General features: G+C 64.7%; 17 protein-coding genes and 1 pseudogene. 12 read left to right on the forward strand and 6 right to left on the reverse strand.

Annotated features, from left to right (window positions below):
* Positions 1 to 2 precede the first annotated feature (2 nt).
* Positions 3 to 1,142 carry an efflux RND transporter periplasmic adaptor subunit gene (locus QYC26_RS00925; RefSeq protein WP_411197614.1) on the reverse strand — a complete coding sequence of 380 codons (1,140 nt, stop codon included), beginning with the start codon at positions 1,140 to 1,142 and terminating at the stop codon, positions 3 to 5.
* A 122-nt stretch (positions 1,143 to 1,264) separates the two neighbouring features.
* Between QYC26_RS00925 and QYC26_RS00930 the strand changes: the two genes are divergently transcribed.
* From QYC26_RS00930 to QYC26_RS00950, 5 genes and pseudogenes are all read left to right on the forward strand, one after another.
* Positions 1,265 to 1,903, forward strand: coding sequence for a TetR/AcrR family transcriptional regulator (locus QYC26_RS00930; protein WP_317513537.1), 639 nt, complete (start codon positions 1,265 to 1,267; stop codon positions 1,901 to 1,903).
* A 115-nt stretch (positions 1,904 to 2,018) separates the two neighbouring features.
* Entirely contained in the window at positions 2,019 to 2,483 is a 465-nt protein-coding gene (gene soxR / locus QYC26_RS00935) for a redox-sensitive transcriptional activator SoxR (protein ID WP_317513538.1), read from the forward strand.
* A 185-nt stretch (positions 2,484 to 2,668) separates the two neighbouring features.
* On the forward strand, positions 2,669 to 3,313 hold the full coding sequence (locus QYC26_RS00940; RefSeq protein WP_317513539.1) for a DUF4198 domain-containing protein: 645 nt from the start codon (positions 2,669 to 2,671) through the stop codon (positions 3,311 to 3,313).
* Between the two features lie 109 nt (positions 3,314 to 3,422).
* A pseudogene (locus QYC26_RS00945) lies at positions 3,423 to 3,482 on the forward strand (hypothetical protein); the annotation flags it as partial.
* A 52-nt stretch (positions 3,483 to 3,534) separates the two neighbouring features.
* Positions 3,535 to 3,954 carry an AAA family ATPase gene (locus tag QYC26_RS00950; RefSeq protein ID WP_317513540.1) on the forward strand — a complete coding sequence of 140 codons (420 nt, stop codon included), beginning with the start codon at positions 3,535 to 3,537 and terminating at the stop codon, positions 3,952 to 3,954.
* Between the two features lie 51 nt (positions 3,955 to 4,005).
* Here QYC26_RS00950 and QYC26_RS00955 read toward each other — a convergent pair whose 3' ends face one another.
* On the reverse strand, positions 4,006 to 5,340 hold the full coding sequence (locus QYC26_RS00955) for an efflux transporter outer membrane subunit (protein ID WP_317513541.1): 1,335 nt from the start codon (positions 5,338 to 5,340) through the stop codon (positions 4,006 to 4,008).
* Between the two features lie 241 nt (positions 5,341 to 5,581).
* Here QYC26_RS00955 and QYC26_RS00960 point away from each other — a divergent pair, with 241 nt between their 5' ends.
* The 3 genes from QYC26_RS00960 to QYC26_RS00970 are packed head-to-tail and all read left to right on the forward strand — an operon-like array spanning position 5,582 to position 12,829.
* Positions 5,582 to 6,652, forward strand: coding sequence for an efflux RND transporter periplasmic adaptor subunit (locus QYC26_RS00960; RefSeq protein ID WP_317513542.1), 1,071 nt, complete (start codon positions 5,582 to 5,584; stop codon positions 6,650 to 6,652).
* Positions 6,653 to 6,662: 10 nt separating this feature from the next.
* Positions 6,663 to 9,746, forward strand: coding sequence for a multidrug efflux RND transporter permease subunit (locus tag QYC26_RS00965; protein ID WP_317513543.1), 3,084 nt, complete (start codon positions 6,663 to 6,665; stop codon positions 9,744 to 9,746).
* Positions 9,743 to 12,829, forward strand: a complete 3,087-nt coding sequence (locus QYC26_RS00970; RefSeq protein ID WP_317513544.1) for an efflux RND transporter permease subunit — start codon at positions 9,743 to 9,745, stop codon at positions 12,827 to 12,829. Before QYC26_RS00965 ends, QYC26_RS00970 begins: the two co-directional genes overlap by 4 nt.
* 32 nt (positions 12,830 to 12,861) lie before the next feature.
* Here the strand turns inward: QYC26_RS00970 and QYC26_RS00975 are convergent, their stop codons facing one another.
* Genes QYC26_RS00975 through QYC26_RS00990 form a run of 4 tightly spaced genes read right to left on the reverse strand, consistent with a single transcriptional unit; the run spans position 12,862 to position 17,268 of the window.
* Entirely contained in the window at positions 12,862 to 13,128 is a 267-nt protein-coding gene (locus tag QYC26_RS00975) for a hypothetical protein (RefSeq protein ID WP_317513545.1), read from the reverse strand.
* Positions 13,125 to 13,436 (reverse strand): DUF3325 domain-containing protein, encoded by a 312-nt coding sequence (locus QYC26_RS00980; protein WP_317513546.1) that lies wholly within the window; start codon positions 13,434 to 13,436, stop codon positions 13,125 to 13,127. The genes QYC26_RS00975 and QYC26_RS00980 overlap by 4 nt, the downstream gene beginning before the upstream one ends.
* Positions 13,433 to 14,983 (reverse strand): PepSY-associated TM helix domain-containing protein, encoded by a 1,551-nt coding sequence (locus tag QYC26_RS00985; protein ID WP_317513547.1) that lies wholly within the window; start codon positions 14,981 to 14,983, stop codon positions 13,433 to 13,435. Before QYC26_RS00985 ends, QYC26_RS00980 begins: the two co-directional genes overlap by 4 nt.
* Positions 14,983 to 17,268, reverse strand: coding sequence for a TonB-dependent siderophore receptor (locus QYC26_RS00990; RefSeq protein WP_317513548.1), 2,286 nt, complete (start codon positions 17,266 to 17,268; stop codon positions 14,983 to 14,985). The genes QYC26_RS00985 and QYC26_RS00990 overlap by 1 nt, the downstream gene beginning before the upstream one ends.
* Positions 17,269 to 17,563: 295 nt before the next feature.
* Between QYC26_RS00990 and QYC26_RS00995 the strand changes: the two genes are divergently transcribed.
* Genes QYC26_RS00995 through QYC26_RS01010 form a run of 4 tightly spaced genes read left to right on the forward strand, consistent with a single transcriptional unit; the run spans position 17,564 to position 20,536 of the window.
* Entirely contained in the window at positions 17,564 to 18,391 is an 828-nt protein-coding gene (locus QYC26_RS00995) for an alpha/beta hydrolase (RefSeq protein WP_317513549.1), read from the forward strand.
* Entirely contained in the window at positions 18,388 to 18,660 is a 273-nt protein-coding gene (locus tag QYC26_RS01000; protein WP_317513550.1) for a hypothetical protein, read from the forward strand. The genes QYC26_RS00995 and QYC26_RS01000 overlap by 4 nt, the downstream gene beginning before the upstream one ends.
* A complete protein-coding gene (locus QYC26_RS01005) occupies positions 18,657 to 18,950 on the forward strand; it encodes a hypothetical protein (protein WP_317513551.1) in 294 nt (97 codons plus the stop codon). The genes QYC26_RS01000 and QYC26_RS01005 overlap by 4 nt, the downstream gene beginning before the upstream one ends.
* On the forward strand, positions 18,947 to 20,536 hold the full coding sequence (locus QYC26_RS01010; protein ID WP_317513552.1) for a PepSY-associated TM helix domain-containing protein: 1,590 nt from the start codon (positions 18,947 to 18,949) through the stop codon (positions 20,534 to 20,536). Before QYC26_RS01005 ends, QYC26_RS01010 begins: the two co-directional genes overlap by 4 nt.
* The last annotated feature ends 19 nt before the right edge of the window (positions 20,537 to 20,555 follow it).

Genomic DNA, 20,555 nt, shown 5'->3' on the forward strand with positions numbered 1-20,555 from the left:
CGTCAACGCTCCCCAGCCGTTATCAGGCGGGCCACGCGGACTTCGGCACCGGGTTGGACACGCAACTGGCCTTCCGCGACGACGACGTCACCGGGCTTCAGCCCCCGCGTCACCGCCACATGATTTCCAACGCGCCGTCCGGTCGTCACCGAAACCGCTTCCGCCTTGCCGCCCTGCCGCGCCTTCGCGCCGCGCACGACGGTGACGCTGTCCCCCGAAGCCGAGGTCTGGATGGCCGTTGCCGGAAGCACCAGCGCGCCCTGTTCGGGCGGCAGATCGAGCGCGGCGGTCACATACATGCCCGGGCGAAGCGCGCGGTCAGGATTGGCGAGCAAGGCCTGAACCATGATGTTCCGGCTTTCTTCGCCGATGCGCGGTTCGACCGTGGTGACGCGCGCGGTGAAGGCGCGGCCGGGCCAGGCATCGGCCGAAACACGGACGCTGCCGCCCATGCGAATGCGGGACAATTCCTGCTGCGGCACCGTGAAATCGATATAAAGCTGATCGAGGCTGGTGAGCGAGACAACCGGATCGCCGGGGTTCAGATATTGCCCCGGATTGACCCGCCTGATGCCCAGATCGCCCGAAAACGGCGCCGAGATGCGTTTTTGCGCGATCCGCGCATCGATCTGTCGAACGGCGGCCATCGCCTGATCATATTCGGCCTGGCGTTGCTGGAGCACTTCGCGCGGCTCGGCGCCGGTGGGCGCCAATTCGCGCGACCGCGCCAGCTGCGTCCGGGCCAGTTCCGCCCGCGCAGCCGCGGCGGCCCGGTCGGCGCGCTCGGGCGCATCGTATAGCTGAACGAGCGCCGCCCCCTGCCCGACGCGGCTCCCCGCTTCAAAGCGGATCGCGGTGACACGCCCGGCGACTTCGGGCGCGAGCATCACCTCTCGCACCGCGCGCAGCGACCCCACCGCTTCAAGCGCGGCCGGCAGGTCGGTCGGTTCAACGACGGTCGCGATCACCGGCGTGGGCGGTATGGCGGGCTGGGCCGGCGCGGCATTGCGCCAGCTGCGCCATCCGAACAGCAATGCGAACACAAGGCCAAGCGCAACCAGCGCAATTACCGCCTGGCGTGTACCAACCCAGCGCGTCGGCTTGTCCCGCATATCCGGCGCGGCATCCTCATCGGCGATCATCTTCGTCCTTCCTGAACATCAAAATCGACTCTTAGTCGAATTTATTGCGAATCAATATTATTAACGCCCGATCGGGTCAATCGGGTCGCGTGTTGCAAAATTTGCAGCTAGGATAAGGTTCGATGGCATCGACCCGCAGACCCTCTCTTCCCGCGCGCATCCGGCGCGAGCGCCTCGCCGGCGCGCCGCGCGGCCCCCGCAAGCACGATGTACGGCGCGATGCCTTGCTCGACGCCGCCGCCCTGCTGTTTGTCGAACGGGGCCAGGCGTCGACGACGATCGACGACATCGCAACGCAAGCCGGGGTCGCGAAGGGCACTTTCTACCATTATTTCAAGGATCGCGCTGCCATGCTGGAGGCGCTGCGCGACCAATATTCGCGGCATTTTCTGGAGCATGTCGACGCAGCGATTGCGCCGTGCCCGGACAATGCGTGGGACGCGCGGCTCGGCATCTGGATCGAAACCACTATCGCCTATTATCTCGCGACCTATGCGCTGCACGATGTGCTGTTTCATGAACCGGCGATCGCGCACCGCCATCCGATGGGAAATGAGCCGATTGTCCAAAGCCTCGCCGCGCTGATTGGCGGGGGCGCTGCGGCCGGGACCTGGGCCGTGGACGAACCCGTCGCCGTGGCCGTCATCATGTTTTACGGGCTTCACGGCGCGGTCGACGAAGCCATCGTCACCAGCGGCGATACCGAGGCGATCGCCCCCCGCATGACACGACTGTATCGCAACATGATCCGCCCCGGCTGAACCGGGCAGACATGCCTTTGCGATCGGGCAAACACTCAAATCCTGCTCCCTTGTTCGAATCGGGGAGCCACTCCATAGAACCTCAACCAATGTTGAGGTAAAGCGATATTTGACGATGGCCCGACTTACCAGCGAGCAAGCACACCGCGCACTGAGCGTGGGCGAGGTCGCGGCGCGCGCCGGCGTTCCCGTTTCCACGCTGCATTTCTATGAGCGCAACGGATTGATCGAAAGCACGCGCAACAACGGCAATCAGAGGCGTTATGGCCGGGGCGTGTTGCGCGCGATCGCCATCATCAAGGTCGCACAGCGCGCGGGCATTCCGCTTGCCGTCATCAGGGACCGGCTGAACAGCCTTCCCGCCGACCGCGCGACGATCACTGCCGCCGACTGGCGCAGGCTGTCTACCGAATGGCGCGACGAACTCGACGATCGGATCGCCCGCCTTATCCGGCTGCGCGACCAGATGGCGTCGTGCATCGGTTGCGGCTGCCTGTCGATCGACGATTGCCCGCTTCGCAACCCCGGGGACGAGCTCTCCGAAATGGGAAGCGGCCCGCGCCTGCTGGACCCCGAATGAGCGCGCGCATAGCATCGCCCCAAGCTCGCTATTGCGACTCGTTACTATTATCGTTAACCTCCTGAAATCCGCTGGACCGGGACGGAAAGATGCGTGCCAAGCACTTTTCCGGCTGTGCTGCGCACGCCATGCGCAGCCCTGCCCCAACCGACTGGATCTTTCGGCAAACTCATAGGGGGAATTACATGCTCAAGCCTCTTCTCACGAGCGCGATGCTGTTCGCCGCGACCGCCCCGGCCGCCGCGCACGAAATCTGGATCGAGCGCGACGCAACCGGCCCGGCACGAATATATTTCGGCGAACCCGCAGCGGACGTCGCCGAGCCGGGCGAACCCGATGCGGCGCAACTGAAAAAGCCGCTTATTTTCCTGAGCGACCGGACCAAGCCGATCGCCGCCCGGCTGGTGGGCGATCATCTCGACGCGGAAGCGCCCGGCTCGGCAGACCTCCGGCTATACGACACCTCCGCCTTCGATCCATGGGACCATGACGGCGTAAAGAATGCCGCGATCTTCCATGCGCGCGAGGGGCGCCGGGAAACGGTGGCAAAGCTTGATTTCGAGATCGTGCCCCTTGCGGCCGATGCCGACCGGTTCAGGGTTCAGTTCCAAGGCAAGCCGATGCCCAGCACCGCTGTCACCGTGATCGCCCCCGGCAAGTGGCAAAAGACCCTGCGCACCGATGATCAGGGCATCGTCGCCGTCCCCAACAAGGGTGCAGGACGCTATATCATCGTCGCCAGTCACGGTGAGGATGCGAAGATGGATGTCGGCGGCGTAACGGCCGAAAAGCTCCACCATGTCACCACGCTGAGCTACCGCACCAACTGACCTTTCCCGCCATATTCAACCCTGCGCCGCCCGTGGCGGCGCAGGGCGTTTGGAAACGACCAGAGCCAGCCCTTCGCAACGCACAAGCGGTTCATTACAAGCGGACGCTATGGACCGATATGTTGTTATCTCTGGGTGTTCGGGTGGTGGCAAATCGACGCTGCTGGCTGAATTGAAAAGGCGGGGCTACGCGGTCTTTGAAGAGCCGGGCCGCAAGATCATTGCCGAAGAGAGGCTGGGATCGGGACGCGCATTGCCCTGGGTCAACCTTATGGCATTTGCAGAGCGGGCGATCGAAATGTCGCTTGAGGACCGAGAGCGGGCAAAAAATCTGCCCGGGATGGTTTTTTTTTGATCGCGGCCTCATCGATGCAGCCGCCACGCTCGAATATGCTACGGGCAAACCGGTCCTGAAGTCCTACGCAACAGCGCGTTACAATAAGCTGGTTTTCATGACGCCACCTTGGCCGGAAATTTACGTTGGTGACGACGATCGTCAGCACGGCCTGGAAGAAGCGGTGAACGAGTATGAGCGGTTGCTGACGGCATTTTTGTCGCTTGGCTACGACATCCAGTTACTGCCAAGGGTGGCGGTGAACAGCCGAGCAGACTTCATTATGGAGCGCCTTGGATTGGCTTGAACCTCGCCCAAAGCGGGTTGCCCCACCTCGGTCATCTGACAGCCTGGCGCCCTATCGCGCGGAGGGGGATTCCGGAGCGATCCAGCCGCCGCCCAGCGTCTGATGAAGCGAGATTGAGGCGGCCAGCCGGTTGCCGCGCGCCTGGGCCAGCCGGTCGCGCGCGGCGTAGAGCGTGCGCTGGGCATCGAGGCTGGCGGTGATTTCCTCCACCCCCGCACGGTAGCGCGCCTCGCTCGCGGCAGCCGCACGCGCCGCTTCGTTCGCCTGCACCTCCAGCGCGGCAACCGCGCGGTCGAGGCTGGAGATCGCGGTCAGATCGCGCTCGACTTCGGAAAAAGCCTGCAGCACGGCCTTGCGATAGGCGGCTTCGCGTTCGCTGCGGACACCGCGCGCCGTATCGCGTGCGCCCGCGAGGCGGCCATGATCGAGCAGAGGCTGGGTCAGCCCGGCGACGAGATTGTAGAAGGCCGCGCTTGGCCCTGCCCCGCCTTCGACCCCACGCGCGGCGGTCAGGGTGATACTGGGGAGCATCGCGGTGCGGGCCGCCTCGGCATCCGCCACCGCCGCCGCGAGCGCGGCGTGCACAGAGGCGATATCGGGCCGACGCCGGAGCAGATCCGACGACAGACCCGGCACCACAGCCGGCATATGCGCGATCGCCGCCAGCCCCTGCCCCGCAACGTCGAACCCCTGCGCCTGCCGTCCGACCAGCAGCGCGAGCGCGGCGCGAAACTCGCCTTCGGCCTGATCGAGCGCGGCAAGGTCGGCCTCCTCCCCCGCAACCAGCGCATGTTGCGCCGCGACATCGCCCGCAAGCGCAACGCCGACCCGGCTCATCGCCTCTACCCGCGCCAGCAGCGTGCGCGCCGCGCGCAGGTTCAGCCGGCCGATCGCCTGCCGATCGCGCACCGTCATCAACCCGGCATAGTTGCGAACGACGTCGCCCGTCACCATCAGCCGAACGGTATCCTGATCGAAGCGCGAGGCAAGCAGGCTGAAGCGGGCGGCGTTGCGCCCCGCGCGGTAACGTCCCCACAGATCGACTTCATATGCGGCGGTAAGTTGGGCGCCCCAGCGCTCGGCAACCACCGATGCTGCACCGTCGCTGCGCGCCGCCGATCCCTCGACCTGCACGCCGGGCAAAAGCAGCGCCCCCGCGCTTCGCGCACGCCCCCGGGCCTGTTCGACACGGCCCAGCGCCATGCCGATATCGGCATTGACGGCGTGCGCCTCGGCAATGAGCGCGTCGATTTCGGGACTGCCATAGCCGCTCCACCAATTCGGCTGCGGCCAGCGTGCCTCCCCCGACGCCAGATCGCCCCGGGCAAGCGGCAGCGCGGCCGGGGCCACCGCATGATCGGTTGCAGCACAACCGGTCAGCAACAATCCCGTGACTGCCGCGACAGCGGATATGAATTGAGGCGAATATCGCGACATTGTGCGCAACCCTATGAAACTCCTTGCCCGATCTGGCTGATGTCATTATTGATAATGACAATCAATTAGAAAAAGACTCAGTGGAGTGATTGGTTTGGATCGGGAAGCTTTGCCGGCTGCGCGGCGGGTGCGTGGGCGGATATTGTCGGGGGTGGCCGGACTATTTGTCCTGGCAGGGGGTTTCTGGTGGTTGGGCAACACAGCCGCGCCCGAAGAAACCAAAGCGGATTCCCCCGCCATCGTCCGCATTGCACAGGCGCAGTCAGGCCCATTCGATGTCGAGATCAAGGCGCTTGGCACCGTGACCCCGCTCGCCAGCGTAACGGTGCGCAGCCGGGTGGACGGCGAATTGGTACGCGTCCATTTTCGCGAGGGCCAGCATGTAGCCAAGGGCCAGCTTCTCGCCGAGATCGACCCGCGCCCTTACCGCGCAAACCTGGCGCAGGCCGTGGGCGAACGGCAGCAAAGCGAGGCGCAACTGACACAGGCCCGGCGCGAGCTGGCCCAGCATCGCACGCTCGCGCGTGACGGCTATACCACGCAGACCAAGCTCGATCAGCAGCAGGCGTTGATCGGCCAGTTCAGCGGCGCCGTCGCGGCCAACGATGCGCGGATCGCCGATGCCCGGCTGCAGCTTGAATTTGCCGCGATCCGCGCGCCCATTACGGGCCGGATCGGGCTGCGCGGGATCGATGCCGGCAATCTGGTGCGCGCGGGCGACACCGCCGAGATCGCCACGATCACCCAGATGCAGCCGATATCGGTGATCTTCACCATCCCCGAAGCGCAGATTGACGCGGTGCGCGCGGCGATGCAGGCCGGTGCCCTCAAGGTCAAAGCCTGGGATCGCGGCGAACGCGCCGAGCTGGCAGAAGGCCGGCTGGAAACGATCGACAACCGCATCGATCCCGGTTCGGGCACATTGCGGCTGCGCGGAACATTTTCAAATGCCGACGAACAGCTTTTCCCCAACCAGTTCGTCAATATAAGGCTGGGGCTGCAGACCGTTGCGAATGCGGTGACCGTGCCTGCGGCGGCCGTGCAGCAAGGCAATACGGGGCCGTTCGTCTATATCGTCGACAAGGCCGGCCTTGCCCGGCGCCGCGAGATCGCCCCCGGGCCGAGCGACGGGGAGCGGATGCAGATCTTGCGCGGCGTGGTTCCGGGCGAGCGCGTCGTGCTGGAAGGTTTCGACCGCGTGAAGGACGGGGGAAAGGTGGAAATCGTCGCCCGTTCGGCGGGCGTTCCCGCCGCGAAATGACCGCCCGGCCATGAATATTTCGCGCGGTTTCATCCTGCGCCCGGTTGCCACCGGGCTGCTCATGGCGGCTTTGCTGCTGTCCGGGCTGATCGCCTATCGGTTGCTGCCGGTCGCGGCGCTGCCCCAGGTCGATTATCCGGTCATCCAGATATTCACCTTTTATCCCGGCGCCAGCCCGGACGTGTCCTCGAGCGCGGTCAGCGCCCCGCTGGAACGTCGTTTCGGCCAGATCCCGGGGCTGCGCCAAATGTCTTCGAGCAGTTCGGGGGGCGCGTCGGTCATCACGCTGCAATTCGCGCTGGAAGTGCCGATGAGCGTGGCCGAACAGGAAGTGCAGGCGGCAATCGCCGCCTCCGCCACGTTGCTGCCCGATGATCTGCCGACCCCCCCGGTCTATCGCAAGGTCAATCCGGCCGATACGCCGATCATGACATTGGCGATCAGCTCGCCCGCGCTGCCATTGCCCGAAATCTACGACATGGTCGACACGCGCATGGCGCAGAAATTGTCGCAAACGCCGGGCGTGGGCATGGTCAGCCTGGCCGGCGGGCAGCGCCCTGCGGTGCGCCTGCAGATCGACCCCGCCGCACTGGCGGCCCGCGGCCTTGATATGGAGGATGTACGCGAAGCGATTAACACCGCATCGGTAAACCAGCCCAAGGGCAGTTTCGACAGCCCGACCCGATCGATCATGATGGACGCCAATGACCAGCTTTCCTCGGCCGAGGAATATCGGTCGCTGGTGATTGGCTGGTCGAATGGCGCACCGCTGACATTGGGTGAGGTTGCGCGCGTGGAAAGCGGCGCCGAAGACCGCCGCCTTGCCGCCTGGTCGGGCCCGGTTCCGGCGGTTCTGGTGAACATCCAGCGTCAGCCGGGTGCCAATGTGATCGACGTGGTCGACCGCGTTCGCGCCAGCCTGCCCGCGCTTACCGCCGGACTGCCCGCGTCGGTCAAGGTGGATGTGCTGACCGACCGCACCGAGACGATCCGCGCCTCGGTCCACGGTGTGCAGGTGGAGATGGTCTTCGCCATCGCGCTGGTGGTGTTGGTGACCTTTCTGTTCCTGCGCAACCTGCCGGCGACGGTGATCCCGGGCATCGCCGTGCCGTTGTCGCTCGTCGGCACGTTCGGGGTGATGTATCTGCTCGGTTTCAGCCTCAACAACCTGACGCTGATGGCGCTGACGATCGCCACCGGCTTCGTCGTCGACGATGCCATCGTCATGCTCGAAAACATCGCCCGCCATCTCGAAAAGGGTGAAAGCCCGATGCAGGCGGCGTTGAAGGGCGCGGGCGAGATCGGTTTCACGCTGGTATCGCTGACCGTCAGCCTGATCGCGGTGCTGATCCCGCTCCTGTTCATGGGCGATGTCGTCGGCCGGCTGTTCCGCGAGTTCGCGGTCACGCTGGCGGTGGCGATCGCGCTATCGCTGGTGATCTCGCTGACGCTGACGCCGATGATGTGCGCGCGCATGCTGAAGCCGCACGCGCCCGCCACGCGCGAAGGCCTGCTCGACCGCGTGATCGCGCGCTACGAAGCGCTGCTGGACAAGGCGCTGGATCGGCAACCGCTGATGCTGGGGCTGATGCTGGGCACGTTGCTGCTCACGGCTTTGCTCTATTTGGTCGTCCCCAAGGGCTTTTTCCCCGTGCAGGATGCCGGTGCCGTTCAGGTGGTTACGCAGGCGCCCGAGGATATTTCGTTCGCCGCCATGGCCGAACGACAACAGAAACTGGTCGATGCGATCCGCACCGACCCGGCGGTGGCCACCGTCTCGTCGTTCATCGGGGTCGATGCCAACAACCCCACGCTCAACAGCGGGCGCATGCTGGTGAACCTGAAACCCCATGCTGACCGTGACGGCGCGCTGACGGTGATCGACCGGCTCGGCATCGCCACGGACAGGATACCCGGCATCCGCGCCTATATGCAGCCGGTGCAGGAACTGAACGTCGACGACCAGACGAGCCGCACGCAGTACCGCCTCAGCCTTTCCTCCCCGGATGCAAAGCAGTTGGCGGAGTGGACGCCCAAATTCATCGAGCGCCTGCGCGCGCGGGGCGCACTGGCCGATGTTGCCGACGATCTGCACGCGGGGGGCCTGCAGGCCCATGTCGAGATCGACCGCGCGGCCGCCAGCCGGCTGGGCATCAACGCGAGCGATATCAACGCCGCGCTCTACAACGCCTTCGGCCAGCGCCAGATCACGACGCTGTTCACCCAGGCCAATCAATATCGCGTCGTGATCGAAGCCGATCCGCGCCTGCAACAGGGGCCGGACGATCTGGGCCGAATTTTCGTCAAGGCAGCGGACGGAACGCCCGTCCCGCTGGCGGGTCTGGTCCGTGTCGAGATGCGTTCGGCACCGCTGATGCTGAGCCGTATCGGCCAGTTCCCCGCCGCGACGATCGCGTTCAACCTTGCCCCCGATACATCGCTGAGCGGTGCGGTGGCGGCGATCGACGCGGCCTGGGCCGAACTGGGCGCACCGCCATCGGTGACGATGGCCTATCAGGGCGCTGCGAGCGCGTTTCAAGCGTCGCTGGACAGCACGTTGTGGCTGATCCTGGCAGCCGTGGTGGTGATGTATCTGGTGCTGGGCATGCTGTATGAAAGCACGGTCCACCCGATCACGATCCTTTCGACGCTGCCCTCGGCGGCGGTGGGTGCGTTGCTGGCGTTGCTGATCGCGCAGGAGCCGCTCGACCTGATTGCGGTGATCGGGATCATCCTGCTGATCGGCCTCGTCAAGAAAAACGGGATCATGATGGTCGATTTCGCGCTGGAGGCCGAACGGCGCGAAGGCCTGTCCCCGCGCGAAGCGATCCGCCGCGCCGCGCTGCTCCGCTTCCGCCCGATCCTCATGACGACGCTCGCCGCCCTGTTCGGTGCGCTGCCGCTGATGTTCGCGCAGGGCGCCGGGGCCGAGCTGCGCCATCCGCTCGGGCTTGTCATGGTCGGTGGGCTGATCGTCAGCCAGGTGCTGACCCTGTTCACCACGCCGGTCGTCTATCTCTGGTTCGATGGCCTGGCCCGGCGGCTGCGCGCCCGGCGGAGCGGCGACGACGCCGAGGCGCTGCGCGCGACATGATTGCCCGTTTCTTCATTATGCGACCGGTGGCGAGCGCCCTGCTTGCGCTGGCGATGATGCTGACGGGCCTGCTGGCCTGGCGCATGCTGCCGACCGCACCGCTGCCCGAGGTCGACTTCCCCGCCATCGCGGTGGAGGCCAGCCTGCCCGGCGCCAATCCACGGACCATGGCAGCGGCGGTGGCGGTGCCGCTGCAGCGCGCGCTGGGCAGCATTGCCGGGATCCGCATCCTCGAGGCGACCAGCGGCCAGGGCACGGTCGAGATCGTCATGATTTTCGAGCTTGGGCGCGATATCAACGACGCCGCGCGCGACGTTCAGGCCGCGATCAACGCCGCACGGGGCCAATTGCCCTCAGGAATGCCGTCCGAGCCGGTCTATCGCAAGCTCAACCCCAGTCAGGCGCCGATCATGGCGCTGGCGCTGTCATCGGACAGCTTGCCGCCTGAACGGCTATATGACGAGGCTTCGGCCATCCTTGCGCAAAAGCTGTCGCAGGTGCCGGGCGTCGGCGAGGTATCGATCGGCGGTGCCTCCCTGCCCGCGGTGCGTGTCCAGCTCAACCCGCATGCGCTTGCCGCGCAGGGCATTGCGCTTGACGAAGTGCGCGAGGCGATCGCCCGGTCCAATGCGCTGACCCCGCTCGGCATGACCGAGCAGGGCGATCGCAGCTGGACCATCGGCAGCAACGCGCAGCTGCGCGCCGTCAGCGATTATGAGATGCTGGTGGTCGCGCGCCGCCCCAATGGGCTGGTCCGCCTTGCCGATGTGGCGACGGTGACCGAGGCGACCGAAAACCGCTATGCCATGGGCTTTCACAATGATCGCCCCGCCGTCTTGCTGACGGTGCGCCGCCAGCCGGGCGCCAATATCGTCGCCACCACCGACGCCATTCAGGCGAGCCTGCCCGGATTGCGCGCGCTGTTGCCCGCGCAGACCAAGCTGGAGGTCGTGCTCGATCGTTCGCCGGGCATCCGCGCGACCATTCGCGAAGCGCAGCTTGCGCTTGCGCTGTCGGTTGGGCTGGTCATTCTCGTCGTCGGGCTGTTCCTGCGGCGCTGGCACGCGGCGGTGATCCCGAGCCTTGCGATCCCGGTGGCGCTCGTCACCAGCTTTGCCGCCATGTGGGCGCTTGGGTTCAGCCTCAACAATCTGTCGCTGACAGCGCTGATCGTCGCCGCGGGGCTGGTGGTTGACGACGCGATCGTGGTGCTGGAGAATATTTCACGTCATATCGAGGCGGGCCTTTCGCCGCGTCGCGCCGCGCTGCGCGGAACGCGCGAAGTTGGCTTCACGCTCATTGCCATGAACCTGTCGCTGCTCGTCGTCTTCATCGCGATCCTGTTCATGGGCGGGGTCATCACGCTGCTGTTCCGCGAATTCTCGCTGACGCTGGCGGCGGCGATGCTGATTTCGCTCATCGTTTCACTTACACTGACCCCCGCGCTCTGCGCGCGCTTGCTGAAGCCGACGCCAGCCAAGACCCGGCGTGCCGGCTGGCCCGCGCGCATCGCCGCCTTTTACGAACGCACGCTGGATATCGCGCTGCGCCACCGGCGGATGACGCTGGCGCTGCTTGCGGGCGTCATGGCGATCAATGTCGGGCTCTACATCGTCATCCCGAAGGGGTTCCTACCCGAACAGGACACCGGCCAGCTCACCGCGTTCGCGCGCGGCGACGACGGCATGTCTTTCCAGCTGATGCAGCCCAAGATCGAGACTTATCGCCATTACCTGCTCGCCGATCCGGCGGTTGCCGATGTCGTCGGCCAGGCAGGCGGGGAGACCGGGATCAACAATGCCAGCATGATGATCCGCCTGAAGCCGATGTCCGAACGGCGCGAAACCGCCGGCGCGGTGGTTGAACGGCTGCGCGCGGGCATGCCCAAGGTGCCGGGCGGCGTGCTCTGGGTGAATGTCGATCAGGATATCCAGCTGGAGCCCCCCGGCCAGCAGGGTCAGGATTTTCACCTGCGGTTGCTCTCTCCTAAGCTCGAGGGCCTCAAGGACTGGCAGCGCAAGGCCGCCGCCGCGCTTGAGGCATTGCCCGAGCTGACCGATGTCGACGGCCGCGCCGATGGCGGCAATCTGCAGATCAACCTCGACATCGATCGCGATGCGGCGGCCCGGCTGGGTGTCGACATGCGCACGATCACCGGCGTGCTCAACAACAGTTTCAGCCAGCGGCAGGTGGCCACGCTCTACGGCGATCTCAACCAGTATCGCGTGATCCTGGAACTGGAGCCGCGCTACACCACCGATCCCGGTGTGCTTGATCTCGTCCACGTCATTGCCGCCGATGGGCGGCGCGTGCCGCTAACCGCATTTACCACGCGGACACAGGGGCTGGCGGATGACTGGATTCCCCACCGCGACCAGTTTGCCGCGCGCCGTGTCAGCTTTTCGCTCGCCCCCGGCGTCGCCCCCGAACAGGCGGCAGCGGCGATCGACCGCGCGGTGGCCGGACTGATGCTGCCCAATGACGTACAGGCGAAAATGGCTGGCGAACTCGATATCGCCGGGGCCAGCGCGCAAAGCCAGCCACTGCTGTTGCTGGGCGTGATCCTCGCGGTGTTCATCGTGCTTGGCATATTGTACGAAAGCCTGCTGCACCCGCTGACGATCTTGTCCACCCTGCCTTCGGCCGGGGTCGGTGCGTTTCTGGCGCTTTGGCTGACGGGGTTCGAATTCTCCCTGATCGCGCTGCTCGGCCTGTTCCTGTTGATCGGCATGGTGATGAAGAACGCGATCCTGATGATCGATTTCGCACTCGCCCGGCAACGCCGTGACGGGCTGGATCCGCTGGAGGCGATTCGCGAAGCCGCGCGGCTGCGGCTGCGGCCGATCCTGATGACCAACATGGCGGCAATGCTGGGCGCCCTGCCGCTGGTGCTGGGCATGGGCGAAGGCGCGGAAATGCGCCAGCCGCTGGGCATTTGCATCGTCGGCGGATTGCTGGTGAGCCAGTTGCTGACGCTCTACACGACGCCGGTGGTCTATCTCGTCGTCGAACATCTTGGCGCGAAATTCCGCAACCGTGCCGGGCGCGTGCCGGCACAGGAAACGCCGATAGCGCCCCGGTGAAGGGAGGCTATCGGCGTTAGATTTCAAACGCTTTAAACCAGACCCGCGACAAGCGCGAACAGCCCGCCCCCGAGAAGGAGCCAGAGCCATGCCCGGCTGAGCCGGGGCGCATGGAAGACGGCGATCGAGATGCCGGAAAATACCGCGAAGGAGGCAATAGTGGGTCCAAGCGTGGCCTCTACCGGATCGCTGCCGGCGACGATCAGCAGGCGCGAGAGGGCGATGGTGAATAGCAGCGCAACGGCATAGGCGCCGACCGTGCCGGCAACCACGCGGAAGAAGACGGAAAGACGGGTCATCGGCCCTTCCCCCCGATATGAGCAAGGATGCGGGGGCGATTGCAATTGGCCGCAACGACCAGCCCGGCCGCAACCGTCCACCAGCCGAATATTGCGACAAGGCCGTAGTCCCAGCCATGCCCGGCAAGCGCCACGACAAGGCTGATTACAAGCGCGCCATATCCGCAGATACGGCCCGCCCTGGCCCTGTGTTCGGGCAATTTGCGGCCGAACCAGTCGGACTGGTGCCGCGCCATGGTCAGCATGAGGGCCGCAAACCCGCCTGTCGCGCACAAGAACGTAAGGCTATCGATCAGGATCGGTTTCATGACAGGACCTCTGCAATCTTGCCCGTCCGGCGCGCGGGGCGATGGGAACGATGAGTTGCGGCCTTGCGGGCGGCCAGCGCGAAGGAAAACGCCATGCAAAGCGCGATCAGGTCGAACCCGGCAAACACCCAGTCGTCGGTTGCAAGGCTTGGAAAAAGGCCGCGTTCGGTGACCATGGCACTAACGACCGGGACCGCGAGCCATAGCAACGCGCAGGCCCCGAGCGCCTCGATCCAGGCCGCGCGCATGCGCCGCGCCGCACCCCAGACGAGCACCGCCCCCCACACCGCGAACAGGATATTGATCTCCCAATCGGCGCGGTGCGCCATGCCAAGGGGCAACAGCCGATTGGCCAGGAAATAGGCAGCGATACCCGCAGGCGCGCCGACGATCACGCCCAGATTGAGGCGCCCGGTCAAGGCAAAGCCGAAATGGGGAGCCGATGGATCGGGCAGTTTTGCACGGCGCTTGACGGTCCACAACACCATGCCGGTGGCGATCATGACGGTGCCAGCCACCCCCGACAGGAAATAGAGCCAGCGCAGCGCCGGTGCCGCGAAATCGCCCCGATGCAGCGCGATCATCACCCGCTGCGTGGCGCTGGCGGCGCCATCATGATGGGGCGCGGGCGCGAGCGGAAGCCCGGTAACAGCGTTCAGTTCCCGCTTTTCATGGCTGCTGCTTATGGCGTCGACCACCGGATAGAACATGGCATGGGCCGCCGCATCGCCGGGCAGATCGATCGAGATATAGCTGGTTTCAGCAACACCCCAGCCGGATCGCTCGACAAGCTGCGACAAGGGCAGAACCGGCGCCCTGGTTCCGCTCGCGACGATCGTCTCGCGTGCGGGAAAAGCGGCCTCATAATAGGCGTCGAAATCCTTGAAGTTCGCGCTGATCGCCCAGGGCATCAGCGTAAAGACAAGCGTTACCAGACCGGTATAGGTGATCATCAGGTGAAATGGCAGCGCGAGAACCGCGGTGACATTATGCGCATCCAGCCAGCTTCGCTGCCCTTTGCTGAAACGCAGCATGAAGAAATCGGCGAAGATTTTCTTGTGCGTTACAATTCCCGAAATAATCGCGAGCAACATGGCGAGCGCCGCAAGACTGACAATGATGCGCGCCCAGGAAACCGGCATCGCATGAAGATCGAAATGAAAGCGGTAGAGAAAATACCCGCCTTCGGTGTCGCGCACCGCGAGTTCACGGCCGGTGGCCGGATCCAGCCTGATTTCCTGTCGGTCGCGCCAGGATGCGCCGGGCATGATCCATGACGCGACAAGCGCATCGCCGCCGCGCACGCCGGGTATCCGGACGCTCCAATTTTCGGCCCCCGCAGCGCGCTCGGCAAGGATCTGGCTCGCGGCATCAAGCGCGGTTGCGCTGACCGGCGCAGCGCGCACTTCCGGGCGCATCCACGCATTGATCTCCTGCTCGAAATAGGCCGTCGTTCCGAACAGGAAGATGACGAAGACAATCCAGGCGGGGATCAACCCCGCCCAGGTGTGCAGCCACGCCATGGACTGGCGGAACGATGCCTTCATCAGAATTTTCCGCGCAACGAGACGAGGAAGTTGCGGGGATCGCCATAGAAATTGCCGTAACCAGGGCTTCCAATGGTGACGTAATAGTTCTTGTCGAAGACGTTGTTGAGATTGGCGCTGATCGAGAATTGTTCGCTGACGGCATATTCGGCACGCAGCGACCAGACCGAATAGCCCGGAACCTTGAACTGATATTCATAATAGGGGCCGTCATACAGCCCGGTTGCCGGATTAAGCTCCTGCACCCAGCCCGACCGGAAATTCGCGCTTTGCGCGGTAACGCCCCCGCCGATGCTCAACCCCTTCAAGCGGCCTTCCTTGAAGGCATAATCGGTGAACAGCTTGAACAGATGCTTTGGGGTGATCTCGGCGAACTGCGCGTCATTCTTGCGCGTATTCTTGTTGTCGTTGAACGTGTAGCCGAGCGAAACCTGCCAGCCGGGCAGGATTTCCCCATTAACCTCGGCTTCGAAGCCCTGGCTCTTGAGATTGCCGTCGCGGATATAGCAGCAATTATCGGTCCAGCCCGCGGGCGGATTGCTGGGATCTGCGGCCGAGGCGCCCTTTTTGCGGACACGGTAGACAGCGAGCGAGCCGGTCAGCTTGCCCCCGAACAAATCCCCCTTGATGCCCGCTTCATAATTCGTCCCGGTGACCGGATCGAGCGGCGTGCCGGGGCGCGGCCCGGACATGAGATTGGCCTGCGATTGGTATATTTCGGCATAGCTGGCGTAGAGGCTGACATGTTTGGTGACGTCGAGAACCATGCCGGCATAGGGAACGAACTTGGTTTTCTGGTCGGTCAGCGAGCTGATTTGGCCGGTGACGAGGTTGCGGGTCGCGGTGCGATCCTTCACCACGAGACGGCCGCCGCCGATAAGCGATAGCGGCGCAATCGGCCGAATGCGCAGCGAGCCATAGAAACCGACGCGCTCGACATTGGTGCGCCCCTGATACCCCCAGGCGGGCGGATAGGCGATTTCCGGCGGATAGTCCGGATCAAAGACATTGCCCGGACCATAATAGGTCCACAGGCTGCGATTGTCCGTGCGGTTGCGCGTATAATCGACGCCGAAAACGATATCATGCTTCTGGCCAAAGGCCTGGAAACTGCCGGTCGTGTTGAAATCGAGCGCCAGTTCGCGCACCTTGGCCGCCGCCTGATAATACCACCAATCGGTGCCCGAGAAGTCGACAGGGTCGACCGCATTTTCCATTTCCGCCGCATTGGTCCGATCGTTCGAACGGCTGTGATTGGCGTTGAGGGTCAGCGTCCAATCCTTGCCGATCGACTGTTCGATCCGGCCATAGGCGACGTCGATGTCGCGCGTGATCGTGCTCCACGGCGCGCCCATGTTCGTGCTGCGTGGAAAGCCGATATCTTCGCCGTTGCGATACCGCGCCAAGCTGACGTTAAAACCCTTATGCTTGTCGAACTGGTGCGTGTAGCCCGCAACGATCAGCGTGTCGGGCGCCGGATTATATTCGATCGAACCATGCGCCAGCCAGCGATCGTCCGACTTGAAATCCTGAAACGCGGCGCCGATGTCGTACACCCCGATCGCGCGCGCGCGCAGGCTGCCATCGCTGGTCAGCGCGCCGGTGACATCGGCTTCCGCCCGCGCACGATCCCAACTACCAAAGGTCATCGCCGCGCGGGCCTGCGGATCGGCAAGCGCGCGCTTGCGGGTGAAATTGATCACCCCGCCCGCTTCCCCGGCACCGAACAGGCCATCGGCGCCGCGGATCAGCGCGATTGAATCGAATATCGTGGTATCGAGATCGCCGGTGATGCTGGACGTCTGGCCGCTCGCACCGCCATCGAAGCGCATATTGGTGATCGTAAGCCCGCGCGATGTATAGGCCGACGACAACCAGGCGCGGTCCACGGTCACCCCGGTCATCTGCTGCATGACATCCTCGACGGTGAGCAGATTTTGATCCTCGATCCGCGCCCGCGTCATCACGGTAACCGACTGCGGGATCTCTCGCAGGGTCTGCTTGGCCTTGCCGATATTGGTTGCGGCGGCGGCATAGCCATCGCTCCCCTCGGTCAGCGTCGGATCGGCTTCGACCCGGTGCCCGGTAACGGTGATGTTCGAAACGCCGTCGGCCGCGCCTCGTCCCGGTGCTGCGCTGTTACTGGCCAGCAGCAACGGCCCGCCACTGCCGTCACCCTGCTGCGCCATTGCAACTTGCGGCAAGGCGCACCCCGCCATCAACACGACCAGCGACCGCGCCAAGACCAGCGACCTGTGGTTTCGAAACTCGATTCGCGCGGTCATTACGCCCCCTTTACCGTTGTCATCATTGCGAAATTTCCTCGTTGAAACGGAATGCTTTCGGCTTGTTCACCCCGCCGCTAATGCAAATGCGATCGAGTCGCAATATCATATCTGAATGACAGATGAGCGAAATATTGCCGACGCCCATGCCCGTTCCGAACCGCCCTTGCAGTCGCGATCGATTCGCATTAGCGAGCAAACCTTGTGCTGAAGGATGCCCGATGAAGACAAGTTTGTTGCGCTCAGAACGGCTTTCGCCGCAAAGCAGTGCCCCGCCATATTTGCAGGCCCGGCCATGAAACGGCTGATCGCGCTTGCCATGGCCCTTGCCTTGCCTGCTGCGTCCCCTGCGGTTGCGGCCCCCTGGCAATTGTCCGGATCGGATGTCGTGTCGCTCAGCGCGCCCGATGGGCACAGTTATCAGATCATGATCGCATGGCCCGAGGGCGCGCCGCCCGCCACTGGCTGGCCGGTGCTCTGGATGCTAGACGGCGCCGACAATTTCGCGACCGCAGCGCTCACCGCGCGCCGGCTCTCACGCGTCAGCGAGCGATCGGGCGTGGGGCCCGGTGTGATCGTTGCGATTGATTCCGGGCCATTGGCGCGCCGCGTCCTCGATTACACCCCTCATGTCCCGGGCTATCGCATCCCCGAGGGCGCGCCCGCCTCCGGACTGCCCATTGGCGGTGCCGATGCGTTTCTGGGCTTCATCGCCAAACAGGCCCGGCCCTATGTCGCCCAGCGGCTGAAGATCGATCCCGCGCGCGAAACGCTGATGGGACATAGCCTTGGCGGGCTGGTCGCGCTTCACGCCCTTGCCTCGGGCGCTGAATTTTCACGCTATGTCGCGATCAGCCCTTCGCTCTGGTACGGCAATGGCGCGCTGGCACAGAGCATCGCGCGCGCGCCCTTGACCGCAGGCCGCCAGCTTCTGATCGCGCATGGGGATCGCGAGGGCGGCCCATCGGGGGGCGCTTCCGCCGAAACCATCGTGACCGCGCTCAAGCACCGCGGTGTCGATGCGCGCCACAGCGTTCTTGCCGGCCAGGCCCATGGATCGACCATGCTCGCATCGATGGCGCAGGGCGTGACCATCGCCTTCGCCACGGAGGCAAAGCCATGATGGCCGTTGCCGGTGGGATCGTCATATTGGCGGCCGCCATTGCGCTTTATCTCGCCTCGGCACACCAACAACTTGCCCCCGGTCTGCGCGGTGGGCGGCGACTTGGCTGGGGCGGGCTTGTGGCTCTGGTAATCGGCACCGTGCTCATCCTGCGCTGGTCGGGCCCGGCCACCGCCCTCTTCATCGCGGTGACGCTGGCGATGCTGGTCTGGTCGGTTTTGCCGCCCGTCATCGCATGGTGGCGCGGCGCGCCGGAGAGCCGCCGATGAAGCCACCTCTCACCAGTCGGAACTGGTTCGGCAAGGCAAGCGCCGGGGTGATCCTGGGCTTTCTCCTCGCGCTGGGATGCGCCGGACTGGTCAAGCTTTCAATGGGCATTGGCGAAGCCTTTTTCTCGACCAAGGGGCAGTTCGCGATGTGGCTGATGTCCCCCGTCTGGGCGCTCACGATCAGCCTGTGCTTCCTGTTTCGATCCGGCCTGCGCGCCTGGACCTGGCTTGCGCTTGGCAACTTTGTCGTCTGGCTGCCGATCATCATCTCCGGAGGCCTTGTGCGATGAAACTGCCCACCGACCTTGTGAAGATGTACAAGGAAATCCACGGCTGGGTGGGCATCATTTCCGGGCTGGCGCTGTTCATCGCATTTTACGCCGGCGCGATCACCATGTTCGAAACGCCGCTTCAGCGCTGGGCGTCCCCGCCGTCCCGCCTCGCCCCGGCACCCAGCCTCGAACGGACGCCCGAGCTTGTCGCCAAGGTTCTCGCCGCGCATCCCGAAGCCGCCAAGGGCTATGAACTCCATCTGCAAACCGATTCAGCGAACCCGGCCCGGATGAGCTGGACCGTGCGCGGCGAAGGCGGTGACCACGACGCCGGTACGACCCATTATGCAGCGCTCACCCCCGATGGCGGGTTGCAGGTTGAAAGCCGGGGCCCGTCCGAGGTTGCCGAGCTGATCGATGTGCTGCACCAGCAGGTTGGCCTGCCCTTTGCGCACGAAGTGTCGATGCCGATCATGGGGGCGATCGCGCTGCTTTACATGGTCGCCATCGTTTCCGGCCTGATCGTGCTGCTGCCCAGCCTTGTCAGCGACCTGTTTGCATTGCGACTGGGGCGCAACGTCAAGCGTATGTGGCTCGACATGCACAATGTCGTCGGGCTGTTCAGCCTGCCTTTCCATATCATCATGGCGCTGACCGCGATCGTCTTTGCCTTTCACGATCAATTCTACGACGCGCAGGATGCAGCCTTTGGCCGTGGCGAACGCCCCGCCGTGACGCAAAGCATCCCGGTTACCGCTTCCCCCCTGCCCCCCGCGCAGATCGTCGCGCGCCTGAGGCAGCAGGCGCCGGGCTTCACGCCGCTGCGGCTCGATTATCATCAGGACCCCGGCGAACCGGCGACGCTGCGTGTCGAGGGGCATGACGCGCGCTACGGCCACCGTGCGCCGACCTACGGCATTGCCGGGGTCGATCCCTATGACGGCACCATCATCGGCACCGATTACATGCCCGGTCATCAGGATGGCTGGTCGGCGACGGTCACCAGTTTCTTTGCCCTGCATTTCGGCAATTTCGGCGGCAATCCGATCCGGTGGTCCTATTTCCTTCTGGGAATTGCGGGCGCCTTCCTCTTCTACACCGGCAATCTGCTCTGGGTGGAATCGCGCCGCAAACGCGAGCGCAAGGCCGGTGCCGTTGTTCAAAGCCGCTCTACCCGCATCCTCGGTGCACTGACCGTGGGCGTTCCCATCGGTTGCATCGCGGGCATCTCGGTGACGCTGGCCGCCGCCAAATTGCTTGGTGAGGCGGCGCGCTACGATGCGCACAGCGCCATTTATTATGTGGTGTTCGTGCTTGCCGTCGCATGGGCGCTGCTGCGCGGGGCCGCGCGCGCCGGGATCGAACTGCCACTGCTGGCAGCCGCCACGATGCTGACCATCCCCGCCGCCAGCCTCATCGCCGGTGCAGGCTGGTATGACGGCCCCGCACTGCTTGTGGTGGATATTATCGCCATCGTCGCGGCCGGCGCGCTGGTGGTGATGGCGCGGGCCGCGCGAAACCGCGCGAAGGATGGCCCGCGCGACAGCATCTGGGCGGGAAAATCCGACGCCGGGCTGGCCGAGGCAACATCAAATCCGTGCTGAAGCACATTTCCATTTGTAA

The organism is Sphingomonas sp. C3-2 (genome assembly GCF_033025475.1).
Classification (GTDB): domain Bacteria; phylum Pseudomonadota; class Alphaproteobacteria; order Sphingomonadales; family Sphingomonadaceae; genus Sphingobium_A.

Bases quoted from the DNA above. Each gene is read 5' to 3' on its own strand.
- soxR (WP_317513538.1), top strand. From the start codon at position 2,019: ATGGCCCGACTTACCAGCGAGCAAGCACACCGCGCACTGAGCGTGGGC.
- QYC26_RS00990 (WP_317513548.1), bottom strand. From the start codon at position 17,268: ATGACCGCGCGAATCGAGTTTCGAAACCACAGGTCGCTGGTCTTGGCG.
- QYC26_RS01005 (WP_317513551.1), top strand. From the start codon at position 18,657: ATGAAGCCACCTCTCACCAGTCGGAACTGGTTCGGCAAGGCAAGCGCC.
- QYC26_RS00970 (WP_317513544.1), top strand. From the start codon at position 9,743: ATGATTGCCCGTTTCTTCATTATGCGACCGGTGGCGAGCGCCCTGCTT.
- QYC26_RS01000 (WP_317513550.1), top strand. From the start codon at position 18,388: ATGATGGCCGTTGCCGGTGGGATCGTCATATTGGCGGCCGCCATTGCG.
- QYC26_RS01010 (WP_317513552.1), top strand. From the start codon at position 18,947: ATGAAACTGCCCACCGACCTTGTGAAGATGTACAAGGAAATCCACGGC.
- QYC26_RS00940 (WP_317513539.1), top strand. From the start codon at position 2,669: ATGCTCAAGCCTCTTCTCACGAGCGCGATGCTGTTCGCCGCGACCGCC.
- QYC26_RS00930 (WP_317513537.1), top strand. From the start codon at position 1,265: ATGGCATCGACCCGCAGACCCTCTCTTCCCGCGCGCATCCGGCGCGAG.
- QYC26_RS00965 (WP_317513543.1), top strand. From the start codon at position 6,663: ATGAATATTTCGCGCGGTTTCATCCTGCGCCCGGTTGCCACCGGGCTG.
- QYC26_RS00975 (WP_317513545.1), bottom strand. From the start codon at position 13,128: ATGACCCGTCTTTCCGTCTTCTTCCGCGTGGTTGCCGGCACGGTCGGC.
- QYC26_RS00995 (WP_317513549.1), top strand. From the start codon at position 17,564: ATGAAACGGCTGATCGCGCTTGCCATGGCCCTTGCCTTGCCTGCTGCG.
- QYC26_RS00980 (WP_317513546.1), bottom strand. From the start codon at position 13,436: ATGAAACCGATCCTGATCGATAGCCTTACGTTCTTGTGCGCGACAGGC.
- QYC26_RS00985 (WP_317513547.1), bottom strand. From the start codon at position 14,983: ATGAAGGCATCGTTCCGCCAGTCCATGGCGTGGCTGCACACCTGGGCG.
- QYC26_RS00925 (WP_411197614.1), bottom strand. From the start codon at position 1,142: ATGATCGCCGATGAGGATGCCGCGCCGGATATGCGGGACAAGCCGACG.